Source organism: Allocoleopsis sp. (genome assembly GCF_036703385.1).
Lineage (GTDB): Bacteria > Cyanobacteriota > Cyanobacteriia > Cyanobacteriales > Coleofasciculaceae > Allocoleopsis.
Window position 1 is genome coordinate 1 of record NZ_DATNPA010000092.1, and the last position, 26,783, is coordinate 26,783.

Below are 26,783 nucleotides of genomic sequence, written 5' to 3' on the forward strand. Positions count from 1 at the left end.
CAGGGTTTCTCTCGGTAAAATTAAAAACCTTTTTCAACCCATCACTTCATCTATTGGTTAATGACTTTCTCGTGGATCAAGAGCGTCGCGTAACCCATCTCCCAAAAGGTTAAAGGCTAGAACAATCAGGGTAATCATTAAACCAGGAAAGAGTATCGTCCAAGGGGCAGAGAGCGAATAGCCATTTTTAAAGGAATCCGATAGCATGGTGCCTAACTCTGGAGTAGGAGGTTTCGCTCCTAAACCCAAAAACCCTAAACCCGCTGCTTCCAAAGTCGCTGTTCCAATGGATAGAGTTGCCTGTACCACGATGGGTGCAAGGCTAGCGGGTAAGATATGGCGGAAAATGATGCGTGCTGGTGTCGCCCCAAACGCTATCACGGCTTGGACAAACTCTTGCTCACGCAGGGATAACACCATGCTGCGCGTCAGCCGGATAAAAATTGGAACTTGCACGACACCTACTGCAATCATCACACTGGGTAAACTAGGGCCAGTGATGGTAACGACTGCGATCGCTAATAAAATTGAAGGAAAGGCTAAGAGGATATCCGTCAGCCAACCAATTCCAGTCTCTAGCCATCCTCGGAAGTATCCAGCAACTAATCCTAGCAACACACCCATCGTTAATCCCAGCAGCACCGAGACTAAACCCACAGATAGCGAGGTGCGTAGCCCATACCATACCAGTATCAACACATCTCGCCCAAGACCATCCGTACCAAACCAATGTTGAGCGCTGGGCGGTTTCAGCCGTGTTAGGTAGTTTCGGTCTGTCGAGGGGTCGTAGGGGTGCAAAACTGGAGCGAGTAACGCCAGGAGTATAATCGCGATCGCGAGGAACAAACCAATCTTTCCCGACGTGGATTGCAAAAACCGCCCAAGTGCATTTCGAGCATTTGCACTCCAAGCCTTTAGCGTGATTGTCATCGATACTGAATCCTGGGGTCTAAAAAGGCATAGGAAAGATCAACCAAGAGATTAATCAGGACGAAGCTAATCGATACAAAAATGACCCCACCCTGCACTACTGGATAATCACGATTAAGAATACCATCGTAAATCCAGGAGCCAATTCCAGGCCAAGAAAAAATGGTTTCCGTCAGTATTGCCCCACTTAAAAGCGTCCCGAACTGCAAGCCAATAATCGTTACCACGGGCAAGAGAGCATTTTTTAAAGCGTGCCTAAAAATTACCCAGCGTTCTAAAACTCCCTTTGCCCTTGCGGTGCGGATGTAATCTTGTGATAGCACTTCGAGCATGGCACTGCGAGTAATTCGGGCAATTATTGCTAGGGGGATTGTACTTAAAGTTAACGCTGGCAAAATCAAGTGAGCAAGGACATCTTTCAGCGCATTCCAGTTCAACTGGAGTAACGCATCTAAAACATAAAAGCCAGTCATCGGCTTGAAGGCTAACGCCGCCTCCTGACTAATACGTAAACCAGGGGGAAGCCATTGTAGATTGACGGCAAAGAGGTAAATCAGGAGCAATCCTAACCAAAATACGGGCATAGAAACACCAAGCAAAGAACCGCTCATCGTGAGGTTATCCACGGCACTATTTTTGCGCACGGCTGCTACCACTCCTGCCGGAATTCCCAGAATGAGTGCAATCAACATGGCAGCAACCGATAGTTCAAAGGTAGCAGGCCAGCGAGTCGCTATCTCTTGAATAATCGAAGCGCCACTCATCAGGCTATTGCCAAGGTTGAAGCGTAGCAGATTACCCAAAAACAGAAAGTACTGTAGTGGCAATGGTTTGTTTAAACCTAACTGCTCTCGGATTGCCTCCACTGTTTCAGGCGTGGCTCGTTCCCCTGCTAATATCTGCGCTGGGTCACCTGGAATTAAGTGGAGGAGGATGAAAACTAACAGCGTAATCCCCAAGAGGACGGGGATTAAGTTAAGCAGGCGTTTGAGGATATATCGACCCATGTCAATTGGAGAGCGTATTTATTAAGAAAAAGTAAAAGCACTGCCTTGACAGACACATTATAAATACGCTTGGAGTCAGAATGCGTTGCGTTAGCCTAAACTCCAGTAAACCACAGCATATATCCTAGGGGGAATGTCATAAACCACAACAGTCTACCTAGGAACGAGTTGAGATTGGTAAATTGTTTGAGGATGCCAATCTTCAAATAAAAACAGTAGCGGCTATAGTTAATAGCATTGCGAATGAAAAACGAGGGAGAGAACTGAAAATAATCTATATCGGTATCTAGAATACTCTTAGACATCAAAATGAAACCAAACGGATTTTTGCGAACCCAATTCGATTTAGTTAGCTGGTCTGCTCCACTATCGACATAGTAAATTCGTAAGCATTCGTTCACACATCTGATTTTGTATTTTTTGGCGACCCTGGACCAGACAATCATTTCTGCAACATATAAATTCTGCCCAATGACCTCTGGAAATGGAAATTGTCGAAGTATATCTGTCCGTTGAAACCCCCATTTTTCTCCCCTTATTTTAAGGCGATAACGCATTTCACAAAAATTAGTATCCGTAGGAGTAGAAGGATAATAACTGCCAATCAAGTTGCCATTTTGGTCTTGGCACGGACACTCTACACCAAAAAAATTATCCTGTTCACCTTTGGAAATGCTATCCCAATAATATTTGAAAGAAGCCAAGGCTTCAGCCACACAAGAATCATCTGAATCTAAGCAAATAAAAAATTGGCCTTTAGCTTCTTTGGCGGCTAAATTATAAGCCATATGTTTACCTTTATTGTTTTGGTAAATATAGCGGATGGGAAACTGAGCTTCTTTTTGCCACTGCTCCACTAAACCAGGAGTATTGTCGATTGAACCATTATCAACAATCAGCCACTCAAAATCACGATAAGTCTGTCTTTGGAGACTTTCGTAAACACGAGATAAGGTGTGTGCCCGGTTGTGGGTAGGAGTAAAAACTGTAAATGTGTAATGGTAGCCGGAGTCTGTACTTACAGGCTGATGCTCTGGCTCTACCATCGCCGTGTGTACCGCCGCACCGATGTTCCTAACAACTCCGTGACCTGGAATCATTAACGCAACTTTTTTCATTGTTCATTTCGGCAACCCTAATGCTTGTAAAAATACCGTTGCTTTAAACCTAAGAGTTAGCTTTTGCTGAATCTTGTCCGTATTTTTATACGATTACAAAATATAGAAGACTGATATTTGTAAATAATTATTAATGATTAAACAATTTAACCTATGAACTAGAGAGCTTTTTGGCAATAAATTCAGTTGAAACTTTACACTCCATTAGTAAGGTTAATGCAACTTAAAAGATTAATGAATGAATGATTCCTTTGATGCCCTAAAAATATAAATAAACCTTATGTATTAAGAGTGGGTTTGTATACAGCTTTACTTCATAAAATCTTGATAGAATTAGTGAAGTAAACTTTGAGTTATAATGCATTGTTTGGTGTGAGTTATATCTTTAAAAATCAGGTAATAGCAATTACCAAGATTGGGAGGCTCCCGGCACAAAGAACACCCTTCACAGCAGGACTTTATACCTCGCTACAAACTCCGGAGATATTAGGGTTCTATTCCTGGACATCATAATCAGGACTTGTTAACTTCCCCTAGTGGTTCAGTCCCTAGAGGGCTGGGTGTCCAACCCTTTACCGTCTTACGCTTAGCTAACAAGGGCTTAGTATGGACAATAGGCAGACGAACCGCTTCCTTTTCGAGAATTTCATCAATCTGCTGATAGATTTTGATTCGCGCTGCCTTGTCTTGAGTGGCGCGAGCCTGATCTAAGAGTTTGAACAGTTGCTCATTTTTCCAGTTACCCAAATCAGCCGTGGCACCGGGGCCGAAGTGAGGATAGTAAAAGCTATCTGGGTCGCCATAGTCCCCGCTCCAACCCAGCATAAAGGCTTGGAAACCGGGTGATTTGTTGCGATCGCTAAGATAGGCCGCCCAGTCTTTGGTTTGCAGGTTGACTTTAATCCCGATCGCACTTAATTCAGCAGCAAAGGCTTCAGCAATCGGCTTGGGTGTAGGGAAGTAGGGGCGACTGACGGGCATATACCAGAGTTGAAGCTCAAAGCCATTGGGATAACCTGCTTTGGCGAGAGTTTGCTGGGCTTGTTGGGGATTGTAAGGATAGCCAGTGGCTTTCTGGGATTCATACTCTTTGAACAAGGGAGGGGTAAAGTGAGGCGTATTTTCACCTAAATCTCCCCAAAACGCTTTGACGATTTCTTGTTTGTTCAGGGCTTGAGCGATCGCTTGACGAACTTCGGGTTTCTTGAGGGGCTCGTAACTAGGATTGAGCGCCAGGTAGCCGACGTTAAAGGAAGGACGAAAGACAGCCTCTATATTTGGGTCTCTTTGCACTTCTGCCAGCTGATCCGGAGTAAGGTCTACCGTTAAGTCGATGACTCCGGCTCGCAGTTGCACTAAACGAGCGGCGGGATCGGTAATGAAGCGAATGATCAACTGCTCGGATTTGGGCAAGCCTTGCTTCCAATAATTTGGGTTCTTGGCGAGGACGATGCGATCGCCAGTACGCCATTCTCTAAACATAAACGGGCCAGTTCCTACAGCAAAGGCGGCGGGAGTGCCATAACTAGCTTGGGCTTTTTTAATCGCTGTTGGGCTAGCAATACCAAAGTAGCCCGATGCGATCGCGGTTGGGAAGATGGTGAAGGGCTGTTTGAGCACAAACTTAATCGTATCCTTCCCCTCGACCACAACATCTTGGAGTAGCGATTCTGGGCTGCCCTTAAAGCCACCGAACAGATTTTGCCATATAGCGTAAGTCTTCCCGGCATTGCGGTAGCCATACTCGCTTTTCGGGTTCCACCAGCGATCCACATTGAATCTTACGGCTTCAGCGTCGAAGTCCGTACCATCGTGAAACTTTACCCCCGATCGCAACTTGAACGTCCAGACTTTGCCGCCCTCCGCAGACTTCCACTCGGTGGCTAAAGCCGGTTCCAAATCGGTGGTACCGGGCTTGAATTGAATTAAACGATTGTAGATTTGATTTTGAACTGTTAGAGAGTTGCCGTCTTCAATATTGCCCGGTTCCAGATTAACGGGTTCTCCTCCTGCACCATAAACGAGTGAACCCGCTGACAGCGCAACTGGGCTATTAGCTGGCGACGCAGGGCTGCTAGTTGGGTTTGTAGAAGAGCGATCGCAGTTGGAAAGCAGAATTGCCAAGGCGAAAGCCACAATCGCCAAAATCACTGGCTGTATGCCCCAGGTTTGTCTTACGGATGCCCACTGACCAAGCCTCATTAAACTTACTCCTGATGATTGGTCTTCAATCCTCACCTATTTTGCCAGGGCTGGAGGCAAGACATCTCACCAATCAGCAATACTTTCGGCAGTTCACGTTGCTCCTGCTTCTCAGTCCATAGTCTAAGAAGGCAAGAGGCAGAAGGAATAATGTTTCTAAAGTAAGCCTTTTAGCCTTTTTAAAGTGGATAGTTATTTCCGCCGTGCTGGACTACTCCTCACAGACAACCGTTAACCGACAAAAAGCCATTGAATTGAAGTACAACCAGAGTATACAAAACTTAAACTTAAATCAGAAGTAAACAGCGGCTGCTTGATAAGCGAGATGAGCGAAACCAACAATCATGATATGCAACGGGACTTTGCCAGCCGCGATGAGCTGATTGCTTACGTCCGCGAACAGTTCCCAACTGCGTCAAATCGCGACGTTCACGTTAGCGAGACGGTAGGGGGGCGTAAAGCCGCAGAGGTAGCACTAAAGGAAGTAGACCCCTCGCAGTATGCCAAATCCCGCAATTTCCTGAATGGGAAAGTCACGCGGCTCTCCCCCTATATCCGTTATGGAGTTTTGAGTCTGGCAGAAGTTAGGGACTTTGCTCTTAAGAATGTACAAAACCCAAATGACGCCGAAAAATTAATTCAGGAACTCGGTTGGCGGGACTACTGGCAACGGCTCTATGCCGAGAAAGGGGATGGCATTTGGAAAGACCAGGAGGAATACAAAACAGGCTACGCTGCCGAGGTATATGCAACCCAGTTACCGGCTGACGTGGAACAGGGAACCACTGGAATGGTTTGTATCGACAGCTTCAGCCACGAATTACGAGAGACAGGTTACCTGCACAACCACACACGGATGTGGTTAGCGGCTTACCTCGTGCATTGGCGGCATGTCCGTTGGCAAGTGGGTGCGAGGTGGTTTCTAGAACATCTCCTGGATGGTGACCCAGCGAGTAATAATCTCTCCTGGCAGTGGGTGGCGAGTACATTCAGCCATAAGCCTTATTTCTTCAATCGGGAGAATCTGGAAAAGTATACAAATTGTGCTTATTGTCAAGTTTGTCCACTCTATGGCAAGTGTGACTTTGAGGGAAGTTATGAGCAGTTGGAACAACGGCTGTTTCCCCAGGCGGAGTCAATCGATAAGAGGGATGGGAGTCGGAGTTTTGAGCGCCCGAAAAAGCGACGCAGGTAGGTGAGGGAAGTTGGACGAACCACTTCAGGCACACAGAACACAGAGAGGAGGGAAGAAGGAGACGATGAAAAAGCCAATTGTTTGGATACATGGGGACTGTTTGAGTCCCAAGAATCCAGCGCTGCAAGAATATCCGGATGCTCCGGCAATTTGGGTGTGGGATGATGCTCTGTTGGAGGAATGGAAGATTAGTTTAAAGCGAATTGTCTTTATTTATGAGTGTTTGTTGGAGTTACCTGTGACGATTCGGCGGGGTGATGTAGCAGCGGAAGTGGTTGCTTTTGCTCAGGAACACGGCGCGGACGGGGTGGTGACAACGGCAAGTCCGAGTCCTCGGTTTGAGATGATTTGCAACGCCATTGAAGATACCTCATCTTTGGAGGTAGAAGTGTGGTTGCCTGAAGCGTTTGTGAACTACGACGGCTATATTGACCTCAAGCGCTTCTCTCGCTATTGGCGTGTAGCACAACAGCATGTTTTTAAGTAACTGCTTACAGCAAAAACTAAGCGAGGAAATTTAAATATTTATGAGCTAACGGTTAACCAAAGATTCTACTTGAGAGGTCACCTGAGATGCTCCAGGTTGCTCCTCTGGCCTTCTGGTATACCACCAGGCCCAAGCAATGAAAACAGCCTGAAAGGGTAACCTGAACCAATACAGCAAAGGATGATGAGGAATACCCTCAATGGGAATGCTATGAATCGCCTGGTAGATGTTAGCTGGAAATACAGCAATGAACAGTGCAATAAGTCCCCAAGCTGCCGCAACACTAACTAACGGAATGAGTAAACCAATGCCCCCCAAAATCTCAAAGAAGCCGCTGATGTAAACCATCGCAAAGCGATCGCCAAATTGAGGCGGGACAATTGAGGCATATTCTATCGGTTTGACAAAGTGTGTAATTCCCACCACGATGATGGACACCGAAAGAATAACTCGAAAAATTTCCTTGAGGCGAGGAGGTGTATTGGGGTTTGAAGTCATAGCCTATATATTCAGTAGAACTCATCTTCACAGTATCAACTGATGATTTAGGTCTACTTCTACCAAAAAGGAGAGGCTAAGCAGTTCTTACTGAAGCACAGGTGTACTGCGCTTCAGTGACAATACTTCCCTGATATGTTAGGAACTCATAACAAAAAATGGTTTCTATGCTCCACCGCTGTTGGAAATCGTTACAATAAGCCATTGTGTCTGATCTGAATTTCGCAAGTTAGGCAACTCTTTATGACCGGGCACAACAAAATCTGGCATCCCTAACTAGGTAGATCTTGTAGAAATCAGAAGGAAGTTTGGAATGGATTGCCGCCATATTCAATTTTGCGATCGCAAGTCTCAAATCGACTATCACCAACTTCAGGCACTATTTCGCCTGGGGGCTTTTTGGGCAAAAGAGCGAAAAATCGAGGATTTGCAAGTAGCGATCGCCAACAGCGAACCGGTTATCAGCATTTGGGATAGTGAGCGGTTAATTGGATTTTCACGGGCAACCTCAGATGGTATTTACCGTGCCACAATTTGGGATGTTGTGATTCATCCGGACTATCGGGGCTTAGGTTTAGGGCGTAAATTAGTCGAGACAGTCCTCTCCCATCCCCGGATGAACCGGGTAGAGCGAGTCTACCTGATGACTACCCATCAACAGCGTTTTTATGAGCGCATTGGCTTTGAGACGAACTCCACAACTACGATGGTGCTGTATAACCAGCCCATACACCGCTCTATGCCAACGCCTGCTCTACAGGCTCAGGAATAGCTAGAGGCATAGAACATTGAAGCCGACTGAAGTTTTCGCCTGAGGTCGCTCCGCTTTCTTCATCCGAAACGGGTACAACTTCCAGCTGTCCTTGCATCACTTTGACCAAGGTCTGAGCCATCAATAAGGTAAGCCCCGGTGAAAGTTCAGAGGTTTGAGCCGGTTGCTCCTGTGCCTCAGGAGTCGTAGAGAGTAAATCAACGACTTCACTCCAGGCACTCGTTGGAGTTTGGACATCAATCCAGATCAGAACTTGCTGAGACTCTGGGAAGCTAGAGCCGGAAATCTTAATACTTCCTTCCTTGCGCTCTGTCAGCTGCATAATGGCTGTATCCACGATCGCTAGGAGTACCTGCCGAAAACGACGAGGGTCTGCTAAAACATAGATTTCTGGGTCAGGAGGAACGATTTCAAACTGGAGATTGCTATTAGCCGCTTGCATGTGGGTGAGACTGAGAAGATCGTCAAAAACCTGCGTTAGCGGTAAGGGGTGAATGTCCAAGCGATTGGTTCCGTGTTCAATCTTCGACACGGTAATCACCTCATCCAAAATTTTCACCATCTTTAAGGCAGAGGTGTTGGCTTGCGCGACGAATTCTCGTGCCTCCTCTGGAGAATCACACAAATCCGACAAAATCAGTTGATGCATACCGATTAAACTGCTCAGAGGCGATCGCAATTCGTGAGCCGTTCGTGCTAAAAATCCACCTTTAAACTGGCTCATTTCCTTCGCCATTTCGTAAGCCAGTTGGGTTTGCTTCAGTTCTTCCTTCAGAGGTTCGATATCAGCAGAGAGAGGCTTTGACTCATCTTGAGAAGGCTCAATCTCAGCGGAGAGAGGCTTTGACTCCTCTTGAGGAGGCTCAATCTCAGCGGAGAGAGGCTTTTGTTCCTCCAAAGCAGGCTCGATATCTTTTTTGGGAGGCTGGAGAGCGTCCGTGTGTGTCCTTTGAGGTAAAGATGTGGTTGCAACCACGGGTTGCTTGGAAGAGCCAGCCATGCGGCTCCCCACAAATCCCAACCCAACGCCCAATAGCAAAAACAATAGCTCCATTACGCCTATGCCTCTAAACAAAAATTCAATATAAACTTTGTCCTGCCCTGCTGAACAGTCAAATCTTCTCAAGCATAGCGAGTTTTTTAGAGTTCCTAGAGAAGGTTTAGGCTGGGTATAGATTAGGAATATTAACGCTTTGCGCCCTCTACTTGAATGGCTCCTTGGCGTAAAATCTTCCAGCCGCTACTAGTCCACTTGGCAACCGTAGAAGGAACCCCCGTATTTATGAATTGATCGGCCTCCAATTCAGTGTTCTCAAGGGTTAAAACCCCAGGAAAATAAGTCTCTATTTCTGCCATCGTTTGCAAGGGTGGCTCACCTGAGCGATTAGCACTGGTGGTTGCCAAAGGCCCAGTTTGGGACAAAATAGCGATCGCAATTCTAGAGTTGGGTACTCGTATCCCGATGGTTGTGGGGTCAGTAGGGTTCATGGCAGCCGGAACCTGAGCAGAGGCAGGCAATACTAATGTCAGTGCTCCAGGCCAGTATTTTTGAGCAACTTGCTGCCAAATCTCCATTTCGGTAGCCGTGCCTTTCACAAAGGGCCAAACAGAGGCCGGAAATGCCCCCATCAAAATCAAGGGTTTCTCTTGACTCCTCTGCTTGGCCGCAAATATTAACTCTGAGCAGTCAGGTCGCACAGCTAGGGCTGGTACCGTATCTGTAGGAAAGCTGACTAGCTGGCCTGTACGTGCGCCAGCTATCAAGGCAGACATTGAAACTTGAGTCATTCGTGTAAGGGTTGAAAGTTGAAGGTTGAAAAGTTAAAGGTTTTTAAGGATTAAAAGTGGATTGTCTAGAAGATATAGCAAAAGGCAGAAGGCAGGAGGCAGAAGGCAGAAGGTTTTTTACTGGTACGTGGTCGTTTTAGCCGTTCAATCTGTCCTAAGCTTTTTATGGCGACAGCTATAACCTTAAACCTGGAACCTGTAACTGCATTACAACATTCCAACCTTCAACATTCCAACCTTCAACCAACATTCCAACCTTCAACCTTCAACCCCCTCACTCCGATAAGCCAGAGCAAAGCGGTCAATACCGGCTAAATCGGGAACTATCTGAATATGGCAGTAACTGCCTTGCTGCTGTAACAACTGAGTGACTGTGTCGGCTTGTCCCGCCATCATTTCAATCAGCCAGACTCCACCTGGACGCAGATAGTTGGGAGAGGTTTCGATCAGGTGCCGGATGCAGTCAAAACCATCACTGCCACCATCTAGGGCAAGATGGGGTTCATGATTACGGACTTCCGGTTGTAGTTGTTGTACCAACTTACTGGGGATATAGGGAGGATTTGCCACCAAACCGCTGAATTGGCCTTGAAGCGCGTATAAAGGTTCCCACCAAGACCCGTGATAAAACTGAATTCGCTGGGTAAAGCCTAGCTGTTGAGCATTCTGCTGTGCAATGGCTAGGGCATCAGCGCTATAGTCCACTGCGTGAATTGAGGCAGCCGGGAAAACCTCTGCTAGTCCAATGGCAATTGCGCCACTACCGGTTCCTAAATCTGCCCAGTGCCCTGATGGCAAATTGGGGGTTGGGCTGTTTTTGACCGCTTGCACTGCCAAATCAATCAGGTACTCGGTTTCTGGGCGGGGAATCAGAACGGCTGGAGAAACGTTCACCCGAAAATGACGCCAGGAAGTCACTCCAGCCAGGTACTGAATCGGAAAGCGCTCATGAAGACGGCGATGCCACAGTTGGGATAGTACCGACAAAGGATAGGGCAATTTGATTTGCGATCGCTCCTTGAAAGACTCCAATCGCAGCGTCAGGGAGTCAAGTCCCGCCACTTCGGTAAGAAGCCAGTCTACTTCAGCCGTTGGGACACCCAACTCTAGCGCTGACTTACGGGCATTCTGACGCCATTGCCAGAGCACCAGCCCTGAGACCACTGACCCTTCCTCGTCAGTGTTATTCCTTCCCAAGCCTTGCCTCCTTGCTGCAAAGGTTGCTTGTACCTTATCGCCGTGGTTGGCCTCCTTGGGGCGCATTTTGCCCAGAAGGAGCGGCTGGTAGGGTGCGTAAAAAGGAGATCGCTTCCTGGGATGGCACAATTACGATGTTATTAAGATCCTGATCGTTCTTGGTCTGTAAGGTGTAGATGACACCCTCAAGAGGGACGGCTTCTACTTTCACCGTGGAGGCCATGTCAGGTTTCTGCTGTTTGAAGCGGTCTACCATCCCCTGCAATTGCTCTTTGTCAAAGAAGAAGGGAATAACCGACTTCCCATTTTCTTGAATCGTTAGGTATCCGTTTTGTGCACCCCCTCTCGCTACAAACAAGGGCGTACCCTGAAATGACTGCCCTTGTTGACCACTTGGGCCTGTAATGGCCTGTGCAGCTTGCACTTGTTGCTGTGCAGGTATGAACGCAAAGTTCAAACCATCTGGCTTATTTTGATTCTCTTGTTTCAGCTTATATATTTGCGCCAAAGACACTGGAACCACTTGCACGTTTTTGGCTACATCGGGTTTTTCTTTTTGTAACCGCTGAACGAAAGCCTGAGCATCCTTCTGACTAATAAAAACCCCTGCTACGGCTTGAGGTTTATTTTGTCCATTGGGAATCGTGGCAACGAGTGGTGCGCCTTGGGGATCGGTAACAGTAAACACAGGCACAGGTTGCAGCTTTTCCATTATCTGCTGCTCTGGTAATGCCACTGCCTTTAGATTTTCTGTGCCAAAGGAAGCGAGTAGTGCCGTTCCTACGAGACCTAGTGTTGCGCTCCAGCGAACCAATGATTTCATTGCAATTACCTCAGATTTTTTCCTCAAAATACTTAACCACTATTAGGATAGTACTCTTGCCTTGGGATGACTTATTGTGAGTTTAGAGTAGTAAGAGTAAATTTGCATCAAAGCTTTTTTGACTTTATCGATGCTGTCGTTTAACTTTCACCATTTATCCCAGAAATGCTCAGTAACTCGCATCATTACCCTTATGCATTGGCGAGTTTCCTGACTCCGTTCAATCTTAAATGGTTCCACACCTTATTCCTTAACCTTGGCCTGTATCAATACCCAACCCCAGCTACAACCTCCCAGGTTATCATCGAGATGCCCGCTGGCTTCAGCACTAAAATGTTCTAGCTTATAGGTATTATCCAAGAAAAACAAATACCGAAACCCTTTGATTTTTGGAGTTTCGGGACTTGAGCCTTATTAATCGGGATGACAGGATTTGAACCTGCGACATCCTGCTCCCAAAGCAGGCGCGCTACCAAGCTGCGCTACATCCCGATACCTTTTGCTAGTATAACTTGCTTTTGACTTATTATAAGCACCAGTCAAAAATTTTAGCACTTAATCTGGATACCAAAACATGCCTTTGATGCCTTCTGGGTCAGACATAAACCCCATTCTTCGATAAAAATTCACCACATGGGGGTCGGCAAACAGGGTGATGTTGCTGATATCTTCATTCCGCAGTTTTTTGATCATGTACTTCATCAGTGCCTTCCCTAGACCCTTGCTTTGAAAGTCTGGGTGAACGACTACATCCCAGATTGTGGCATTAAAAGCATGGTCAGATGTCGCCCTAGCGAAGCCAATTAGACGTTTAGTATTCCCTCGCTGTTGCCACATGGAAGTCACCAGGAAGCTATGCTGAATTGCTTTTCTAACTTTGCGCATGGGTCGCCGAGACCAGCCAACGGCATCGCAGAGTTCTTCCAATTCATAAAGGTCTATCTCCCTATCTGTGCTAAAAAAGATTCGGGATGTGTTATCGGTGCGATCGCTCGTCCCTTCCATTGCTTCCCCTTCAAACTGTGTCTGCGGAGCGGAAGCATCAGAACTGCTAAAAAAGCTTTTCCAAAAACCCATGAAGGTATGGCTGTGGCATTTTCCTACTTCTGTCCCCAAGGCGATAGCAGACTTCCTTTTCCTAGCGGATGAGATGTTCTGCTTTGGATAGAGACCAGACTTAACACTAAAAGTTTATCCCAAACTGGAGAGGTAAAACCTCTATAGGTTGGAACTTTGGCGGGAATCCACCCCGAAACATCCGTAGATGCCTGCTAGATTTACCTATACCCCTTGTTCATCAAAACCTTCCGCATGGCATAAACTTAGGGTCTGGCGATAAGTCTTATCGGACTGAATCGACGCCAAACTTCGTGAGATAGATAATAACACAACTAACAGCCCCGCTGTATCTCCCAATCCTAGAATCGGGAAAAGACTCAGGCTTGTCCTTCTTTAGGTAGACTGAGGGTACCTTCGCAGAATTTGTGAGAAATTAACCAGATACAGCAGGTTATTTCCTTAGAAGTGTCTGTGGCTGTGTCTGGCTAAAAGCTTTTGATCACAGCGATGGCTTAGGTTAACCTCATTCCTCGGTACGTGTCCTACCCCTACCCCTACTTATGGCTGCGGGTTTGAAAACATCTACACTAGAACTCCTCAAGCGCTTTAACCGGGCGTTTCCTCAGTTCTATGAGCAGTTTGTCAGTAGTGAGATCCAACTGCAAAACCTGAGGCTCGCCTATCGGCTGTACAAAACTAGGCGTGCGGTCATTGAGATCCAACCTGAAGGCTCCAAAAGTGCCTTGCATTTTGCTTACCGTAACCAATCGTTTCTCCTGAGTGACATTTTTGGCGTTCTAGCTGCTTATGGACTGACGATTCATAGTCTCAGTCTCTATGGTCAAATCAGTCCGCCGATGTTGGTCTTTATCAAGTTGGTGGTATCTCGTGGTAGCCAAGCGCTGACCAACACAACATCAGAAAATGTCTGTCGAGCCATTCGAGAGGCTTTAGCAGGGCGGTTTGAAGTAGAAGAAATGCTGGCAGTGGAGTTTAATCTCGATGCTGGTTTGGAACAAGTGGAAACAGAATTCTACGTCGATCCGGTTTTTCATCTCCCGGCACTCTTGATTGAGGCAGACAACCAGCCCGGTTTATTTTACAAAGTCATGTACGCCATCTGGCAGGAAGATTTGCTAGTGGTCAATGCGAACTTACTGGTGTGGCGCGGACGAACCCGGTTAATCCTGTACTTATTGGGACCTAACGAAAACTTGATTCCTGAATACTTAGGTCAAAAAATTGCTGAAAGCGTGCGGCAGCGGTTACTCGGTCGTCGGTTTTAGGGATGGGGATTGAAGGTTGAAGGTTGAAGGTTGAAGGTTGGCTAAATCATCTTCAATTGGCTAGTCGGCTAACTTGTTAACGTTCAACCCTGTCCCAATTCCCATTCTTCGCTAGGATGAGGATATGGCATTCATTGACATTCGGGGAGCGATTCACGCTTACGAACTTACGCCTCCCATTGCATCACCTTCTCCTGTCCTTGTTTTCATCCACGGTTGGCTTTTAAGCCGTAATTACTGGCAGCCTTTAATTGACCTGTTGGCACCGGATTATCAGTGCCTCATTTATGACTTGAGGGGTTTTGGTGATTCCCAGCCCCCAAGGGATAAAACGCAGAAAAGCTTTGAGTCTTTGGACTCGAAATTACCGACCACTGAGGCGAGCGATCGCTCTTCTTCTAGCTACACCCTATCGGCCTATGCTCAGGATTTAAATATTCTGCTGCAACAGCTGGGTATAGATCAGGCTTGGCTGATTGGTCATTCGCTAGGGGGCAGTATTGCCCTCTGGGCCGCATCGATTGCCTCGGAGCGAGTCAGGGGTGTAATCTGTGTGAATGCAGGGGGAGGCATTTACATTAAAGAAGAATTTGAGCGCTTTCGGGCTGTTGGTCAGCAACTGGTGAAACAGCGTCCCCGTTGGCTTCGTTACCTCCCCTTACTTGACTTGCTCTTGATGCGATCGCAGGTGGCGCGTCCAGTCGCACGTCGATGGGGACGCCAACGACTCATTGATTTCGTGACGGCTAACCCTGAAGCTGCCCTTAGGGCATTACTAGATTCCACTACCGAGGCCGAAGTGATTCGCTTACCTCAACTGGTGTCAAAGCTAACACAGCCCGTTTATTTCATTGCTGGTGCCAAAGATAGGGTGATGGAACCGAAGTATGTACACCATCTCGCTAGCTTTCACGCGTCATTTCAAGGCTGTAGTGAGAATGTAATTGAAATTCCTGAGTGCGGACACATGACAATGGTAGAGCAGCCAGATGCTCTGGGGACTCAAATCCGCAAGATTCTCCTGAGTCATTAGACAAGAGACCTATCTTGAAAGTCTACTTTCATCTCTCGTTATGAGCGATTAGCGTCTCGTAGAGAAGGCAATCGCATCGAGCATAGAGTAGACCTCTTGCTTGCATAGGACGGGCAAGATGCCCATTCCACAAGAGTCATCTTTTCTTGTGAGGTAGGCGTCCCGCCTGCCCCAGAACTTAATGAAAAGGAATGCTCTTTAACATGTCTAATGTCAAAGCCAAAATGCTATAAGCTTCTTCCCTTGGATAGGACAGGGTAGGTTCGGTTACCAAAAGCGTAACAGGGGAGTTTTGAGGTTGTAAGGCAGTCATATTAGCAAGAATTAAACATCTTGCATAAATAGTCATCAAAAGGGTGATAAGTTCTATGCAATGTAGGATAAATGAATCCTTGCCAAAAGTATATGTTCATTTCCGAACCTAAGGAATGAGCAGAATTCATAGACCTTGATTGTGCGAACTTCCGATGCTTTTTATTAAGTTAGGCAACAGTTGGGTAATCGTTGTCACTGCTATCTCTAGTGCAAGAAGGCAGTTCGCGTAGCGTTCTCCGTAGGAGTAGACAGGAGGCAGAGAGCAGAAGGGAAGAAAACCTGTACAGTAAGCTTTTTAAGCTTTTTCAACTGGATACTTATTTCCGCCACGCTGTACTAGATTAAGAACACTGATGAAATTCATCCTCGTTGAGGAAGGTAATGCTAAAACAAGACCCTAGAAACTATCAAATCCTATTTCTCTCACTCTTCCTGATCTTAGGGATTGGGACAAGAGACTGGACACTCCGTCCTGACTTGATTCTAGTCGTGATGCTTACCTGCCTTCTAACTCAGTGGTTAGCCGTATCTCTCTATCCAAATCCCAAAGAAAAGATTCTTAATCTATTGAGCGAGAAGGAGAAGAGGAATTGGCAAAAAAAGTTAACACTTGAAAGCCTAAATATTAAAAGTTGTACTCTGCAACCCAGTCCCCAGTCCTTAGAGGTCTATTGCCATCAACTTACACATAGCATTCAATCCTCAGTCCCTTCACTGACTCAAGAACCAATTTATCCTGAAAACGATCAGTCGGGCTTAGTCAGGTTTGCTCAAGCGACTTCACTCAAGAGTGCAATGATTACAGCCTTGAGCTTAAGTTTGTTGTTGCGGGCTGACCACTATACCACCATGATTTTTGCAGGCTCTTTAGCAATTTTAAGTAAATTTCTGTTTCAAGTTGAGCGTAAACATTTTTTTAATCCTGCTAACTTCGGTATTATTGCGGCACTAATCTTAACGAATGATGCTTGGGTTTCACCCGGACAGTGGGGGGAAGAGGGTTGGTATGCGCTGTTGTTTGCAGGCACTGGTGGCTTAGTTTTGAAACGGGTAGGTCGCTGGGACACAACGGTAGCTTTTTTGGGTGCCTATACTCTGCTAGAAGCGATTCGGAATCTTTGGCTAGGTTGGACATGGGATGTCTTTTGCCATCGCTTGATGAGTGGTTCATTGTTACTGTTTGCCCTGTTTATGGTTACCGATCCTCGCTCAATTCCGAATGCGAGAATTAGTAGAGTCATTTGGGCTGTATGCATTGCTATTCTCACATTTACTTTAAGAAATCAATTCTTCATTTCGACTGCCGTTTTCTGGGCTTTGTTTGCTCTTGCACCCTTAACAATCCTTTTGGATTGGTTCTGGTCATTTTCTAGATTTTCTTGGGCTGATAACTCCTCAACTAATGAAATGGGTTTAGTCTCTCAGCCACAAAACTAGAAGCAGTTAGCCTTAATTAAGGTATCTATTATAGCTTTAATTTATGTTATTTATTGAGCCTTTTATTGAAGATTGTATGTAGATAAGAGTGCAGATTTTTATCAAAAATTAGAGGAATTATCTATGAAAATAATTCGCATATTAACAGCAATTTTGCTGGCTGTTATTCTTAGTGTTAATTTTGTCCCCAAAGCTTGGGCATTTTGTGGCTTCTATGTAGCCAAAGCAGACAGCAAACTTTACAATCAAGCCTCTCAAGTTATCCTGGCACGGGATGGAAATCGCACAATTCTCACAATGGCGAACGACTTTCAGGGGGATGTGAAAGATTTTGCGATCATTGTGCCCGTTCCCGTTGTCATACAGCAAGAACAGGTGAACGTTGGCGACCCTAAAATTATTGAACGCCTCGATGCCTTTAGTGCACCTCGATTGGTGGAATATTTTGACCCAGATCCCTGTGAGACATACAGAGGAGGGGAAGCTGTAAACAGGCAAGGAGGGGCAACAAGGGGCTTGGACGATGAAAGGGAAAGGCAGAGTGCTTTGGGTGTTCAGGTAGAAGCCCGGTTTACCGTCGGGGAATACGACATCCTCATCCTCAGTGCTAAGGAGTCAGACGCTTTAGAAACCTGGCTCAGACAAAACGGTTACCGCATTCCACGAGGGGCTTCTGAGTTACTGCGACCATACATTCGACAGAACATGAAGTTCTTCGTTGCCAAAGTTAATCTCGAAGAATTTGATAAAACTGGCTCTCAATTTCTGCGACCCCTCCAGATGGCTTATGAATCCTCTAAATTCATGCTGCCCATTCGCTTGGGCATGATGAATGCAAGCACGGATCAGGATTTGATTGTTTATGTCTTATCGCCAAAAGGACAAGCAGAGATTACCAACTATAGAACAGTAAATGTTCCTTCCGATGCTGAGATTCCCCTGTTCGTCAAGAACGAATTTAATGACTTCTATAAGGCAATGTTTCAAACTGCCTATATTCGTGAAGGTAAAAATGTTGCCTTTCGGGAATATACCTGGGATATGAATAGCTGTGACCCTTGTTCTGCTGAGCCTTTAAATGGAGAAGAACTTAAAAAAGCAGGAGTGTTTTGGCTGACTCCGAATAGCTTGAATAATGTCTTTATTACCCGTCTCCACGTCCGCTATAGCCGCCAAAAATTTCCCGAAGATTTGACATTTCAAGAAACCTCAAATCGTCAACAGTTTCAGGGACGATATATTTTACGCCATCCCTTTACAGGAGAGATGAATTGTGAAGCGGGAAAAACCTATCAACAGTCTTTGTCGGCAAGATTTGAACAAGAGACAAAGACTTTGTCGAGGCTCACAGCATGGAAGGTTGAGGATATCCGTAAGAAAATTAATCTGGCTCAAAACCAACCTTGGTGGCGCACTATTTGGCCTTGAGGAGCATTGATAAAGAATCGAGGGGCAATCATTGATAATGACGGAATTTTACCTACCTTAAGGACGTAGCTATGAAGTTATTTCGCATATTACTACCATTACTGCTGACTTTTGTGGTGATGATTAGCTTTACTCAAAATGCTTGGGCATTTTGTGGGTTCTACGTAGCAAAAGCTGATAGCAAACTTTACAATCAAGCCTCTCAAGTTATCCTGGCACGGGATGGAAATCGCACAATTCTCACGATGGCGAACGACTTTCAGGGAGATGTGAAAGACTTTGCCATTGTTGTCCCGGTTCCTGTTGTCATACAGCAAGAGCAGGTGAACGTTGGCGACCCAAAAATTATCGAACGCCTCGATGCCTTTAGTGCACCGCGACTGGTGGAATATTTTGACCCAGACCCTTGTGCGCCTACCAGATTTGAGCGTCCTAGTGGACAGCTTTCCAACGCAGCGGTGCCACTAGCAGAAGCGCCAAGAGATAGAAGCAGTGCTTTAGGTGTCACGGTAGAAGCCCGTTTCTCTGTTGGGGAATATGACATTCTCATCTTGAGCGCCAAAGAATCTAACGGGTTAGAAACTTGGCTCAAGCAAAACGGTTACCGGATTCCCAGGGGAGCCAATCAGCTTTTGCGACCCTACATCCGGCAAAATATGAAATTCTTTGTTGCCAAAGTCAATCTGGCGGAGTTTGAAAAAGCAGGTTACCAATTTCTGCGGCCCCTGCAAATCGCTTATGAATCTCCCCGATTCATGCTACCCATTCGTCTGGGGATGATAAATGCGACGAGTGAGCAAGACTTGATTGTCTATGTATTATCGCCAAAAGGACAAGCGGAGATTACCAACTATCGCACAGTGAAGGTTCCTTCAGATTCGGAAATTCCTGTCTTTGTCAAAAATGAGTTTGGCGATTTCTACAAAGCTATGTTTCAAAATTCCTACACCGATGAAGGGAAAAAGGTAGCCTTTCTGGAATATGCGTGGGATATGGGTTCGTGCGATCCCTGTGCGGCTGACCCCCTATCCTCTGAAGAACTCAAGAAAGCAGGGGTTTTTTGGCTTACTCCAAACGTGCCTAATAATGTGTTTATTAGTCGTCTCCACATTCGCTATACCCGCGATAAGTTCCCTGAAGATTTGATGTTCCAAGAAACATCCAATCAGCAACAATTTCAAGGACGATATATCTTACGTCATCCCTTTACCGGGGAGATGGCATGTGACGCGGCTAAAGACTATCAGCGGTCTTTGAAGGAACGATTTGAGCAGGAGGCTCAGACTCTAGCTAAGTTGACTGGGTGGAAGGTTCAGGATATCCGCAAGAAAATCAATGTGGTGCAAATTCAGCCTACTCCTTGGTGGCGAGAAGTTTGGCCTTGAAAGCTTATCATGAAATCGATTAATCATTTATTAGAATAACAAAATTCCACCTATATTGAGGAGAAAAAAATGAGATTATTTCGCTACTTAATAACCTTACTGCTAGCATTTATATTCACGATTGGCTTAACTCAAAATGCCTGGGCATTTTGTGGCTTCTATGTATCAAAAGCGGACAGCAAGCTTTATAATCAGGCGTCCCAAGTAATCATTGCTCGGAATGAAAATCGCACCATTCTCACAATGGCGAATGATTTTCAGGGGGATGTGAAAGATTTTGCGATCGTTGTTCCGATGCCTGTGGTTCTTCAACAAGAACAGGTGCATGTTGGCGAACCAAAGATTCTAGAACGTCTGGATGAATTTAGTGCGCCTCGGCTAGTGGAATATTTTGACTCCGACCCTTGTGCGCCTCCTCCACCGCCCATGATGGCTGCACCCGGAAGAGCGTCAGGAAATGGAACAAGGGGTGGTTCAAGTGGAAGTGATAGCGCTTTGGGTGTTACGGTAGAAGCCCAGTTTACTGTAGGAGAATATGACATTCTCATCCTCAGCGCTAAAGAATCTAATGGGCTAGAAACCTGGCTCAAACGCAACGACTATAAACTGCCACGAGGGGCAAATCAGCTGCTACGCCCCTACATTCGGCAGAATATGAAATTCTTTGTTGCTAAAGTTAATCTTCAAGAATTTGAAAAGGCGGGCTATCAATTTCTGCGACCCCTCCAGATGGCCTACGAATCACCCAAATTCATGTTGCCCATTCGGTTAGGCATGATGAATGCGACAACGGCGCAAGACCTGATTGTTTATGTCTTATCACCAAAAGGTCAAGCCGAAGTTACCAACTATCGCACGGTGAATGTGCCTTCAGATGCTGAGATACCTGTTTTCGTAAAAAACGAGTTTGGTGATTTCTACAAGGCCATGTTCCAAAGTTCCTATACTCGTGAAGATAGAAAAGTTGCTTTTAGGGAATATGCCTGGGACATGGGGAGCTGTGACCCTTGTTCAGCTGAACCTTTGAATCAAGAAGAGCTGAAGAAAGCCGGTGTTTTTTGGCTTTCTCCAAATGCACAGAATAATGTATTTATCACCCGCCTTCATGTGCGTTATACCCGCGATAAGTTTCCTGAAGATTTAATGTTTCAAGAAACGTCTAATCGCCAACAGTTTCAGGGACGATATATCTTGCGTCATCCATTCACCGGGGAAATGAAGTGTGAGGCGGGGCGGCAATATCAACGCTTTTTGAAGGAGCGACTGGAACAGGAAGCCCAGACTTTGGCGAAGCTCACTGGCTGGGATATTAAGGATATCCGAAAGAAAACTAATGTGGCTCAAGGTCAATCTAGTTCTTGGTGGCGCAATCTTTGGCCTTAAGGAATTTTCACTTGACTGCTGGGTTTGACACAGCGTTTGGTATGGGCACGACATGTCGTGCCCATAAGGTGTGGTACATGCAACTGAAAAGTTCTATATAGCGGTGCTAGGTTGGATGCGGTACACTCTGACCTCTCTCCAAACCTCTCTCCTAGCAGGAGAGAGGCTGGGAACAATGCTTCTGGTTTTTAGGGGTTAAAAACCTAACCCCCCAGCCCCCTTCCCTGCAAGGGAAGGGGGAGAATGAGGATTAATGCGATCGCACTTTGCCATTGTCTGGGGAGAGATGCGATTGCGTTTTAGATGAAGTGAGGATGCGATCATATTATCCTATTCTTGAAATTTACTACCTTTTCCTAAACTAAAGGTGTCGTGACCACAGGTGCAATTTCCGATGATATTCCAACCAATTTACAAGAACAACTTCTCCTACAAGATGCCAAAGTTGGTAATGGTAGAGCGATTCAAGGTGGAATAGATGAGCCACTTGGGGATGCTCCTCGACTGGTAGCAAACTACGGGGGGCTTCCTGAAGATTGGTATAAAATGACAAGTAACCAAGCCTTTATAATTAATGGCTCATCAGTACAAGTGCATTGGTTTCGCAACCTTCAAACTCTTCAAGACGTTGAATTTAAATTCAAACGACAGTACCCCAAAACAGCATCTAAAAACCAATGAGGTAAGTAGATTATGAGAATTCGCTGTATCGCCAATACTGGAGCATCTCTTCCTGAGAGTTACATCGATCCGGCGCGAGGCTACAAAAAAGAAACAGAGTTTCCCATAACAGTTGGCAAAGAATATACAGTTTACGCTCTCAAAGAATGGCAGGGAAGCGTTTGGTATTATATTTGCGATGATCATTATATGTATTACCCAATGCAGACTCCTGCATCCTTATTTGAGGTAATTGACAGCCGAGTGTCTAACTATTGGCGGTTTAAGCTGTACCCTAACGGGTTGTTAAAGATAGCCTTTGAACAGTGGCTTTCTGATACTTATTTTTACGACAAACTAACGGATCAGAAAGAAGAACAAGTTTTAATTTTTGACAAAGTCAAAGAACTCATGGACGCAGAAGCTTTATCTCCTCAACTCAAGCCTGTAGCACTTGAGGAATCCCTGGCAACCTCCAACGTTTGAGAAGTGAATATATACCCTCCCAACACCCACTAACCAATTAGTAAAGTTCCATCACCCTGGTCAGTGGCAAACGCGACTGAACTCCAAGAGTGAGTGAAGAAGTATGTCCCCGGTTCAGATGATCCGCCGCTGCACAGCCAATCATCGCCGCATTATCAGTGCAGTACTTCAGGGGAGGGAAGAGAACCCGCAAGTTGTGACTCGCTGCCGCTTCTTGCATCTGCTTTCTCAAACCGCTATTAGCCGCCACACCACCCCCAACAGCAATGGTATTTAACCCATAGTTACGGGCACAAGTGATCGCACGTTTAGTGAGCGCTCTTGCCACGGTATCCTGAAAACTAGCAGCAATATCAGGTACAGGTAACTCAGACCCATCCTGCCCCAGTTTTTGCACCAACCGCAGCACAGCGGTCTTCAAGCCGCTAAAACTGGAATCATAAGGATGATAACTTCCGTTCGGGCGGGAAACCTTACCCTCTGGTAGAGGGAAGGCTTTGGGATTCCCCTCCTGTGCCAAACGATCAATGACGGGGCCACCGGGGTAACTAAGCTTCAACAACCGCGCTACTTTATCAAAGGCTTCACCCGCTGCATCATCGCGAGTCTCTCCCAATGTTTCGTAATGACCACAATCTTTAATATATATTAAGCTCGTGTGACCGCCAGAAACCAGCAAGCATAAAAAAGGTGGCTCTAATTTTGGTTCACTCAGATAAGTCGCATAAATATGACCTTCTAGGTGATGAACACCCACCAAGGGCTTGTGGTGGACAATCGCCAGGGTTTTAGCTGCCGTTAACCCCACCAACAGGGAACCGACTAAGCCTGGGGCACAGGTAGCCGCAATCCCGTCAATCGCCCCCCAGTCGAGTTGGGCTTCAACCAGGGCTTGGGCAATTGCCTGGTTAATTGTCTCCACATGACTGCGTGAGGCTACTTCCGGCACCACACCCCCATACTGACGGTGAATCGGAATTTGAGAAGCCACGACATTACTGCAACAGTGGCGATCGTTGACAACTGCTACCGAGGTTTCATCACAACTGGTTTCTATTGCTAACACGCAAGCCATTGCCCATGACCTTAATTAATAAAACTACTTTTAGTTCGTTAAACTTTACTAGGTTAACCTGTCAGAGTAAGATTGCTTGGGTGTACGCATCGTTTAATCTTCATAGTGTACACATAACTTTTTGTTACTTAACAAAAGGAAACAATTTTATGCGACGATTGTTGGCTCTAATTTTTGCCATTTCTCTGTGGTTTAGTTTTGTCACTCCAGCCTCTGCTGAGGTATCTGGACTGGTTCCTTGTAAGGAATCTAAGGCGTTTCAGCAACGGGCTAAATCTGCGAAGAATACCACCGACGATCCCAGTTCTGGGAAAAATCGGTTTGAGCGTTATTCTGAAGCTTACTGTGGCCCTGAGGGGTTACCCCACCTGATCGTAGATGGTCGCTTAAATCGGGCTGGCGACTTTCTAATTCCTAGCATTCTGTTTCTCTATATCGCTGGTTGGATTGGTTGGGTTGGTCGTGCCTATCTACAATCAATTAAAAAGGAAGCAAACCCCGAAGAAAAAGAAATCATCATCGATGTGCCCAAGGCAATCAGCTTCATGCTAACCGGTTTCACCTGGCCTCTGGCAGCCGTTGGGGAACTAACCACAGGTAAGTTGACAGCTAAGGACGAAGAGATTCCTGTCTCACCTCGCTAATTTAGATTGATTTGACGACCATTATTTAGGAGGAAGTTTATGGACGGTTTACCCAGATTCCTTTCAAGTGCCCCCGTGTTAATCATGCTTTTGTTAACGGTTACAGCGGGAATTTTGATTGAATTTAACCGCTTTTTCCCAGACCTACTTTTCCATCCCATGTCCTAACGCTTAAACGGGTTATTCTTTGAATCAAAGCTAGCCCAAGCACTTGTTTATCAGTAAACTCACACAAAAACCCTGTCCCAATTGGCCGTGGGGGCAGGGTTTCTCATACGATTTTGGATTTTGGATTTTAGATTGTGGATTGCACAAGCCTTCTGGAGGCAATACTTTCAATTTACGAGCTGTCGCATCCTCTGTTTCAATTGGAATCAATTGAATCCTTCAACGGGTTGGAGAGTTGCGATCACGCTTCTAGGTGTAGGGTGTGTTAGCGTAACATGACGCACAATGAACGCTATACATGGTACTGCGGCGTAAGTTCTAAGCAAAAATGCAGCACAAAATGCACTTCGCCAGTATGCTGGACAATGCATAATGGCTAGTGAGCGTGGAAATCAAAGGAAAATTCATGAGGCGTTTGGCACTGCTGAGTGTGTCGGATAAAACTGGGCTAATTGACTTTGCCCGTCAACTGGTTGAGGAATTTGAGTTTGATTTAATCAGCAGTGGCGGAACGGCAAAGGCGCTGCAAGAGGCGGGGTTGCCCGTCACCAAAGTTTCGGATTACACAGGGTTTCCTGAGATTTTAGGCGGCCGAGTAAAGACGTTGCATCCTCGGATTCATGGCGGCATTCTGGGGCGTCGGGACTTGCCGCAGGATCGGGCAGAGATGGAGACACACCAAATTCGTCCTATCGATTTGGTGGTTGTCAATTTGTATCCCTTTGAACAAACGATCGCACGCCCGAATGTCAGTGAATCTGAAGCGATCGAGCAGATTGACATCGGTGGCCCTGCTATGCTGCGGGCATCGGCGAAGAACTTTGCAAATCTGACCGTGTTGTGCAATCCGGGGAACTATAACGACTACCTACGGGAGTTGCGACAGAATGGGGGAGAAGCCCCGTTAAATTTTAGGAGAGTCTGCTCGCAGAGAGCATTTTGGCATACGGCTGCTTATGATCGCGCGATCGCCACCTACCTCAGTGACGACTCTCTAGAAGCCACCATTCCCGGACAACCGCTACCTCCTCCCCAATTTCTCCTGTCAGGACAGCAATTACAACCCCTGCGTTACGGAGAAAATCCTCATCAATCAGCCGCTTGGTATCAAGTTGGGGCTGTGCCAACCGGGTTTTCAGGGGCAAGTATTCTCCAAGGCAAAGAACTCAGTTACAACAACTTGGTGGATTTAGAAGCCGCACGGCGGATTATTGCCGAATTCCCTGATACCCCAGCAGCAGCAATTCTCAAACATACCAATCCCTGCGGTGTGGCGGTAGGCTCAACGTTGGTAGAAGCGTATCAAAAAGCCTTTCAAGCGGATTCTACTTCCGCGTTTGGGGGAATTGTGGCGTTGAATCAACCCATTGATGCGCCCACTGCCACAGAACTAACCAAGACATTTTTAGAATGTGTTGTGGCACCCGCTTGTGAGGAAGAAGCTCAAGAAATTTTGGCAGCTAAAGCCAAGGTGCGTGTTTTGATCTTGCCCGATTTAAACAGGGGGCCCCAGCAAACTGTGAAAGTCGTTGCGGGTGGGTTTTTGGTGCAAGCGTCTGACGATGTTGTAGAAACGCCAGAGAGTTGGCAGGTGGTTACCGAGCGGCAACCCACGCCTGACCAATTGGCAGAATTACTGTTTGCTTGGAAAGTTTGTAAGCATGTCAAATCCAATGCGATTGTTGTCACACGCGATCGCACTACCTTAGGGGTTGGTGCCGGTCAAATGAATCGTGTAGGTTCCGTGAAAATTGCTCTGGAACAAGCTGGGGAAAAAGCCCAAGGTGCTACTCTGGCTAGTGATGGATTCTTCCCCTTTGATGATTCGGTACGAACGGCGGCAGCGGCTGGCATTGTGGCGGTTGTTCAACCGGGCGGTAGTCTGCGAGACAAAGATTCGATTCAAGCGGCGAATGCACTGGGTTTAGTGATGGTACTCACTGGTGTGCGTCACTTTTTGCATTGAGCTGTTGGCTAGAGAACCGATTCATTAATGCTAGGGGCAATCTCTTCACTAAAAGCTCCGGCTGTGGTTGCCCCTCTGCCAGACAGGGATTTAGGGGTGCGATTGCCGACGCGGCGACAACCCCTACACACAAGGGCATCCCCAAAGGAGCGATCGCAATTTTTTGATATCGGGCAATCTCGGTGATTGATTTTGGGCATTTCTCCACATTCCCCTCCTGATTAGGTTATCTTAATCTAATCGCTGGGAAGACCCCCCTTATAAATAAGCTTAATGGGGCATGAGAGGAGGAAAATTTGATGCTCGCTAAAAAAGCGGCTTGGAGAAATTTGTTTGCGATCATTTTCATTCTTTTACTGATAGTTGGGCTTATCGCTGCCCTACTTTTTCTTCCTCAACCCTGGCAAGATTTTTCTTTTTCAGGCATATTTATTCTTTTTT

General features: G+C 46.3%; 26 protein-coding genes and 1 tRNA gene. 14 read left to right on the forward strand and 13 right to left on the reverse strand.

Annotated elements, in window-relative coordinates:
* Window positions 1–57: 57 nt before the first annotated feature.
* From V6C93_RS04615 to V6C93_RS04630, 4 genes are all read right to left on the reverse strand, one after another.
* Window positions 58–930, reverse strand: coding sequence for an ABC transporter permease (locus tag V6C93_RS04615; protein ID WP_333475476.1), 873 nt, complete (start codon window positions 928–930; stop codon window positions 58–60).
* Window positions 927–1,937 (reverse strand): ABC transporter permease, encoded by a 1,011-nt coding sequence (locus tag V6C93_RS04620; RefSeq protein ID WP_333475477.1) that lies wholly within the window; start codon window positions 1,935–1,937, stop codon window positions 927–929. Before V6C93_RS04620 ends, V6C93_RS04615 begins: the two co-directional genes overlap by 4 nt.
* Before the next feature lie 95 nt (window positions 1,938–2,032).
* Complete coding sequence (locus V6C93_RS04625; protein WP_333475478.1) at window positions 2,033–3,055, reverse strand: glycosyltransferase family 2 protein; 1,023 nt, start codon at window positions 3,053–3,055, stop codon at window positions 2,033–2,035.
* Window positions 3,056–3,568: 513 nt separating this feature from the next.
* Window positions 3,569–5,257, reverse strand: a complete 1,689-nt coding sequence (locus V6C93_RS04630) for an ABC transporter substrate-binding protein (protein WP_333475479.1) — start codon at window positions 5,255–5,257, stop codon at window positions 3,569–3,571.
* Between the two features lie 325 nt (window positions 5,258–5,582).
* Here V6C93_RS04630 and V6C93_RS04635 point away from each other — a divergent pair, with 325 nt between their 5' ends.
* Together V6C93_RS04635 and V6C93_RS04640 are read left to right on the forward strand one after the other, a co-directional pair.
* Window positions 5,583–6,452: an FAD-binding domain-containing protein gene (locus V6C93_RS04635; RefSeq protein WP_333475480.1), complete on the forward strand. Its 870-nt coding sequence runs from the start codon at window positions 5,583–5,585 to the stop codon at window positions 6,450–6,452.
* 64 nt (window positions 6,453–6,516) lie between these two features.
* Window positions 6,517–6,939, forward strand: a complete 423-nt coding sequence (locus tag V6C93_RS04640) for a hypothetical protein (protein ID WP_333475481.1) — start codon at window positions 6,517–6,519, stop codon at window positions 6,937–6,939.
* A 45-nt stretch (window positions 6,940–6,984) separates the two neighbouring features.
* Here the strand turns inward: V6C93_RS04640 and V6C93_RS04645 are convergent, their stop codons facing one another.
* Complete coding sequence (locus tag V6C93_RS04645) at window positions 6,985–7,437, reverse strand: hypothetical protein (RefSeq protein ID WP_333475482.1); 453 nt, start codon at window positions 7,435–7,437, stop codon at window positions 6,985–6,987.
* Between the two features lie 313 nt (window positions 7,438–7,750).
* Here V6C93_RS04645 and V6C93_RS04650 point away from each other — a divergent pair, with 313 nt between their 5' ends.
* Complete coding sequence (locus tag V6C93_RS04650; protein ID WP_333475483.1) at window positions 7,751–8,209, forward strand: GNAT family N-acetyltransferase; 459 nt, start codon at window positions 7,751–7,753, stop codon at window positions 8,207–8,209.
* Here V6C93_RS04650 and V6C93_RS04655 read toward each other — a convergent pair.
* The 6 genes from V6C93_RS04655 to V6C93_RS04680 all read right to left on the reverse strand — a co-directional run bounded on the left by V6C93_RS04655 (window position 8,175) and on the right by V6C93_RS04680 (window position 13,094).
* Window positions 8,175–9,263, reverse strand: a complete 1,089-nt coding sequence (locus tag V6C93_RS04655) for a HAMP domain-containing sensor histidine kinase (RefSeq protein WP_333475484.1) — start codon at window positions 9,261–9,263, stop codon at window positions 8,175–8,177. The two genes, V6C93_RS04650 and V6C93_RS04655, sit on opposite strands and share 35 nt — an antisense overlap.
* 131 nt (window positions 9,264–9,394) lie before the next feature.
* Window positions 9,395–9,997 (reverse strand): L-threonylcarbamoyladenylate synthase, encoded by a 603-nt coding sequence (locus V6C93_RS04660; protein WP_333475485.1) that lies wholly within the window; start codon window positions 9,995–9,997, stop codon window positions 9,395–9,397.
* 258 nt (window positions 9,998–10,255) lie between these two features.
* Window positions 10,256–11,194, reverse strand: a complete 939-nt coding sequence (gene prmC / locus V6C93_RS04665) for a peptide chain release factor N(5)-glutamine methyltransferase (RefSeq protein WP_349262616.1) — start codon at window positions 11,192–11,194, stop codon at window positions 10,256–10,258.
* A 34-nt stretch (window positions 11,195–11,228) separates the two neighbouring features.
* Window positions 11,229–12,017 carry a Tic22 family protein gene (locus V6C93_RS04670; protein WP_333475487.1) on the reverse strand — a complete coding sequence of 263 codons (789 nt, stop codon included), beginning with the start codon at window positions 12,015–12,017 and terminating at the stop codon, window positions 11,229–11,231.
* A gap of 418 nt (window positions 12,018–12,435) precedes the next feature.
* A tRNA-Pro gene (locus V6C93_RS04675) sits at window positions 12,436–12,509 on the reverse strand.
* A gap of 63 nt (window positions 12,510–12,572) precedes the next feature.
* Window positions 12,573–13,094: a GNAT family N-acetyltransferase gene (locus V6C93_RS04680; RefSeq protein ID WP_333475488.1), complete on the reverse strand. Its 522-nt coding sequence runs from the start codon at window positions 13,092–13,094 to the stop codon at window positions 12,573–12,575.
* A 542-nt stretch (window positions 13,095–13,636) separates the two neighbouring features.
* Between V6C93_RS04680 and V6C93_RS04685 the strand changes: the two genes are divergently transcribed.
* From V6C93_RS04685 to V6C93_RS04720, 8 genes are all read left to right on the forward strand, one after another.
* A complete protein-coding gene (locus V6C93_RS04685; RefSeq protein ID WP_333475489.1) occupies window positions 13,637–14,362 on the forward strand; it encodes a hypothetical protein in 726 nt (241 codons plus the stop codon).
* Between the two features lie 124 nt (window positions 14,363–14,486).
* Window positions 14,487–15,395 (forward strand): alpha/beta hydrolase, encoded by a 909-nt coding sequence (locus V6C93_RS04690; protein ID WP_333475490.1) that lies wholly within the window; start codon window positions 14,487–14,489, stop codon window positions 15,393–15,395.
* A gap of 696 nt (window positions 15,396–16,091) precedes the next feature.
* Window positions 16,092–17,147: an RnfABCDGE type electron transport complex subunit D gene (locus tag V6C93_RS04695; protein ID WP_333475491.1), complete on the forward strand. Its 1,056-nt coding sequence runs from the start codon at window positions 16,092–16,094 to the stop codon at window positions 17,145–17,147.
* Window positions 17,148–17,270: 123 nt separating this feature from the next.
* A complete protein-coding gene (locus V6C93_RS04700) occupies window positions 17,271–18,575 on the forward strand; it encodes a DUF2330 domain-containing protein (protein ID WP_333475492.1) in 1,305 nt (434 codons plus the stop codon).
* Window positions 18,576–18,646: 71 nt separating this feature from the next.
* On the forward strand, window positions 18,647–19,960 hold the full coding sequence (locus V6C93_RS04705; protein WP_333475493.1) for a DUF2330 domain-containing protein: 1,314 nt from the start codon (window positions 18,647–18,649) through the stop codon (window positions 19,958–19,960).
* Between the two features lie 69 nt (window positions 19,961–20,029).
* On the forward strand, window positions 20,030–21,343 hold the full coding sequence (locus tag V6C93_RS04710; protein WP_333475494.1) for a DUF2330 domain-containing protein: 1,314 nt from the start codon (window positions 20,030–20,032) through the stop codon (window positions 21,341–21,343).
* A 372-nt stretch (window positions 21,344–21,715) separates the two neighbouring features.
* Window positions 21,716–22,024, forward strand: a complete 309-nt coding sequence (locus V6C93_RS04715) for a hypothetical protein (RefSeq protein WP_333475495.1) — start codon at window positions 21,716–21,718, stop codon at window positions 22,022–22,024.
* Window positions 22,025–22,036: 12 nt separating this feature from the next.
* Entirely contained in the window at window positions 22,037–22,489 is a 453-nt protein-coding gene (locus V6C93_RS04720) for a hypothetical protein (RefSeq protein WP_333475496.1), read from the forward strand.
* 37 nt (window positions 22,490–22,526) lie between these two features.
* Here V6C93_RS04720 and tsaD read toward each other — a convergent pair whose 3' ends face one another.
* Window positions 22,527–23,564 (reverse strand): tRNA (adenosine(37)-N6)-threonylcarbamoyltransferase complex transferase subunit TsaD, encoded by a 1,038-nt coding sequence (tsaD, locus tag V6C93_RS04725; RefSeq protein ID WP_333475497.1) that lies wholly within the window; start codon window positions 23,562–23,564, stop codon window positions 22,527–22,529.
* A 149-nt stretch (window positions 23,565–23,713) separates the two neighbouring features.
* Here tsaD and V6C93_RS04730 point away from each other — a divergent pair, with 149 nt between their 5' ends.
* From V6C93_RS04730 to purH, 3 genes are all read left to right on the forward strand, one after another.
* The gene (locus V6C93_RS04730) at window positions 23,714–24,208 is read left to right on the forward strand and encodes a Photosystem I reaction center subunit III (protein ID WP_333475498.1); all 495 of its coding nucleotides are present in this window, start codon (window positions 23,714–23,716) and stop codon (window positions 24,206–24,208) included.
* A 39-nt stretch (window positions 24,209–24,247) separates the two neighbouring features.
* A complete protein-coding gene (psaJ, locus tag V6C93_RS04735) occupies window positions 24,248–24,376 on the forward strand; it encodes a photosystem I reaction center subunit IX (protein WP_333475499.1) in 129 nt (42 codons plus the stop codon).
* A gap of 406 nt (window positions 24,377–24,782) precedes the next feature.
* Window positions 24,783–26,342 carry a bifunctional phosphoribosylaminoimidazolecarboxamide formyltransferase/IMP cyclohydrolase gene (gene purH / locus V6C93_RS04740; RefSeq protein ID WP_333475500.1) on the forward strand — a complete coding sequence of 520 codons (1,560 nt, stop codon included), beginning with the start codon at window positions 24,783–24,785 and terminating at the stop codon, window positions 26,340–26,342.
* A gap of 8 nt (window positions 26,343–26,350) precedes the next feature.
* Here the strand turns inward: purH and V6C93_RS04745 are convergent, their stop codons facing one another.
* Entirely contained in the window at window positions 26,351–26,542 is a 192-nt protein-coding gene (locus V6C93_RS04745; protein ID WP_333475501.1) for a hypothetical protein, read from the reverse strand.
* Between the last annotated feature and the right edge of the window lie 241 nt (window positions 26,543–26,783).

Bases quoted from the DNA above. Each gene is read 5' to 3' on its own strand.
- V6C93_RS04645 (WP_333475482.1), bottom strand. From the start codon at position 7,437: ATGACTTCAAACCCCAATACACCTCCTCGCCTCAAGGAAATTTTTCGA.
- V6C93_RS04670 (WP_333475487.1), bottom strand. From the start codon at position 12,017: ATGAAATCATTGGTTCGCTGGAGCGCAACACTAGGTCTCGTAGGAACG.
- psaJ (WP_333475499.1), top strand. From the start codon at position 24,248: ATGGACGGTTTACCCAGATTCCTTTCAAGTGCCCCCGTGTTAATCATG.
- V6C93_RS04650 (WP_333475483.1), top strand. From the start codon at position 7,751: ATGGATTGCCGCCATATTCAATTTTGCGATCGCAAGTCTCAAATCGAC.
- V6C93_RS04705 (WP_333475493.1), top strand. From the start codon at position 18,647: ATGAAGTTATTTCGCATATTACTACCATTACTGCTGACTTTTGTGGTG.
- V6C93_RS04690 (WP_333475490.1), top strand. From the start codon at position 14,487: ATGGCATTCATTGACATTCGGGGAGCGATTCACGCTTACGAACTTACG.
- V6C93_RS04625 (WP_333475478.1), bottom strand. From the start codon at position 3,055: ATGAAAAAAGTTGCGTTAATGATTCCAGGTCACGGAGTTGTTAGGAAC.
- V6C93_RS04695 (WP_333475491.1), top strand. From the start codon at position 16,092: ATGCTAAAACAAGACCCTAGAAACTATCAAATCCTATTTCTCTCACTC.
- V6C93_RS04685 (WP_333475489.1), top strand. From the start codon at position 13,637: ATGGCTGCGGGTTTGAAAACATCTACACTAGAACTCCTCAAGCGCTTT.
- V6C93_RS04745 (WP_333475501.1), bottom strand. From the start codon at position 26,542: ATGCCCAAAATCAATCACCGAGATTGCCCGATATCAAAAAATTGCGAT.
- purH (WP_333475500.1), top strand. From the start codon at position 24,783: ATGAGGCGTTTGGCACTGCTGAGTGTGTCGGATAAAACTGGGCTAATT.
- tsaD (WP_333475497.1), bottom strand. From the start codon at position 23,564: ATGGCTTGCGTGTTAGCAATAGAAACCAGTTGTGATGAAACCTCGGTA.
- V6C93_RS04630 (WP_333475479.1), bottom strand. From the start codon at position 5,257: ATGAGGCTTGGTCAGTGGGCATCCGTAAGACAAACCTGGGGCATACAG.
- V6C93_RS04680 (WP_333475488.1), bottom strand. From the start codon at position 13,094: ATGGGTTTTTGGAAAAGCTTTTTTAGCAGTTCTGATGCTTCCGCTCCG.
- V6C93_RS04615 (WP_333475476.1), bottom strand. From the start codon at position 930: ATGACAATCACGCTAAAGGCTTGGAGTGCAAATGCTCGAAATGCACTT.
- V6C93_RS04700 (WP_333475492.1), top strand. From the start codon at position 17,271: ATGAAAATAATTCGCATATTAACAGCAATTTTGCTGGCTGTTATTCTT.
- V6C93_RS04660 (WP_333475485.1), bottom strand. From the start codon at position 9,997: ATGACTCAAGTTTCAATGTCTGCCTTGATAGCTGGCGCACGTACAGGC.
- V6C93_RS04710 (WP_333475494.1), top strand. From the start codon at position 20,030: ATGAGATTATTTCGCTACTTAATAACCTTACTGCTAGCATTTATATTC.
- V6C93_RS04730 (WP_333475498.1), top strand. From the start codon at position 23,714: ATGCGACGATTGTTGGCTCTAATTTTTGCCATTTCTCTGTGGTTTAGT.
- V6C93_RS04720 (WP_333475496.1), top strand. From the start codon at position 22,037: ATGAGAATTCGCTGTATCGCCAATACTGGAGCATCTCTTCCTGAGAGT.
- V6C93_RS04640 (WP_333475481.1), top strand. From the start codon at position 6,517: ATGAAAAAGCCAATTGTTTGGATACATGGGGACTGTTTGAGTCCCAAG.
- V6C93_RS04635 (WP_333475480.1), top strand. From the start codon at position 5,583: ATGAGCGAAACCAACAATCATGATATGCAACGGGACTTTGCCAGCCGC.
- V6C93_RS04620 (WP_333475477.1), bottom strand. From the start codon at position 1,937: ATGGGTCGATATATCCTCAAACGCCTGCTTAACTTAATCCCCGTCCTC.
- V6C93_RS04655 (WP_333475484.1), bottom strand. From the start codon at position 9,263: ATGGAGCTATTGTTTTTGCTATTGGGCGTTGGGTTGGGATTTGTGGGG.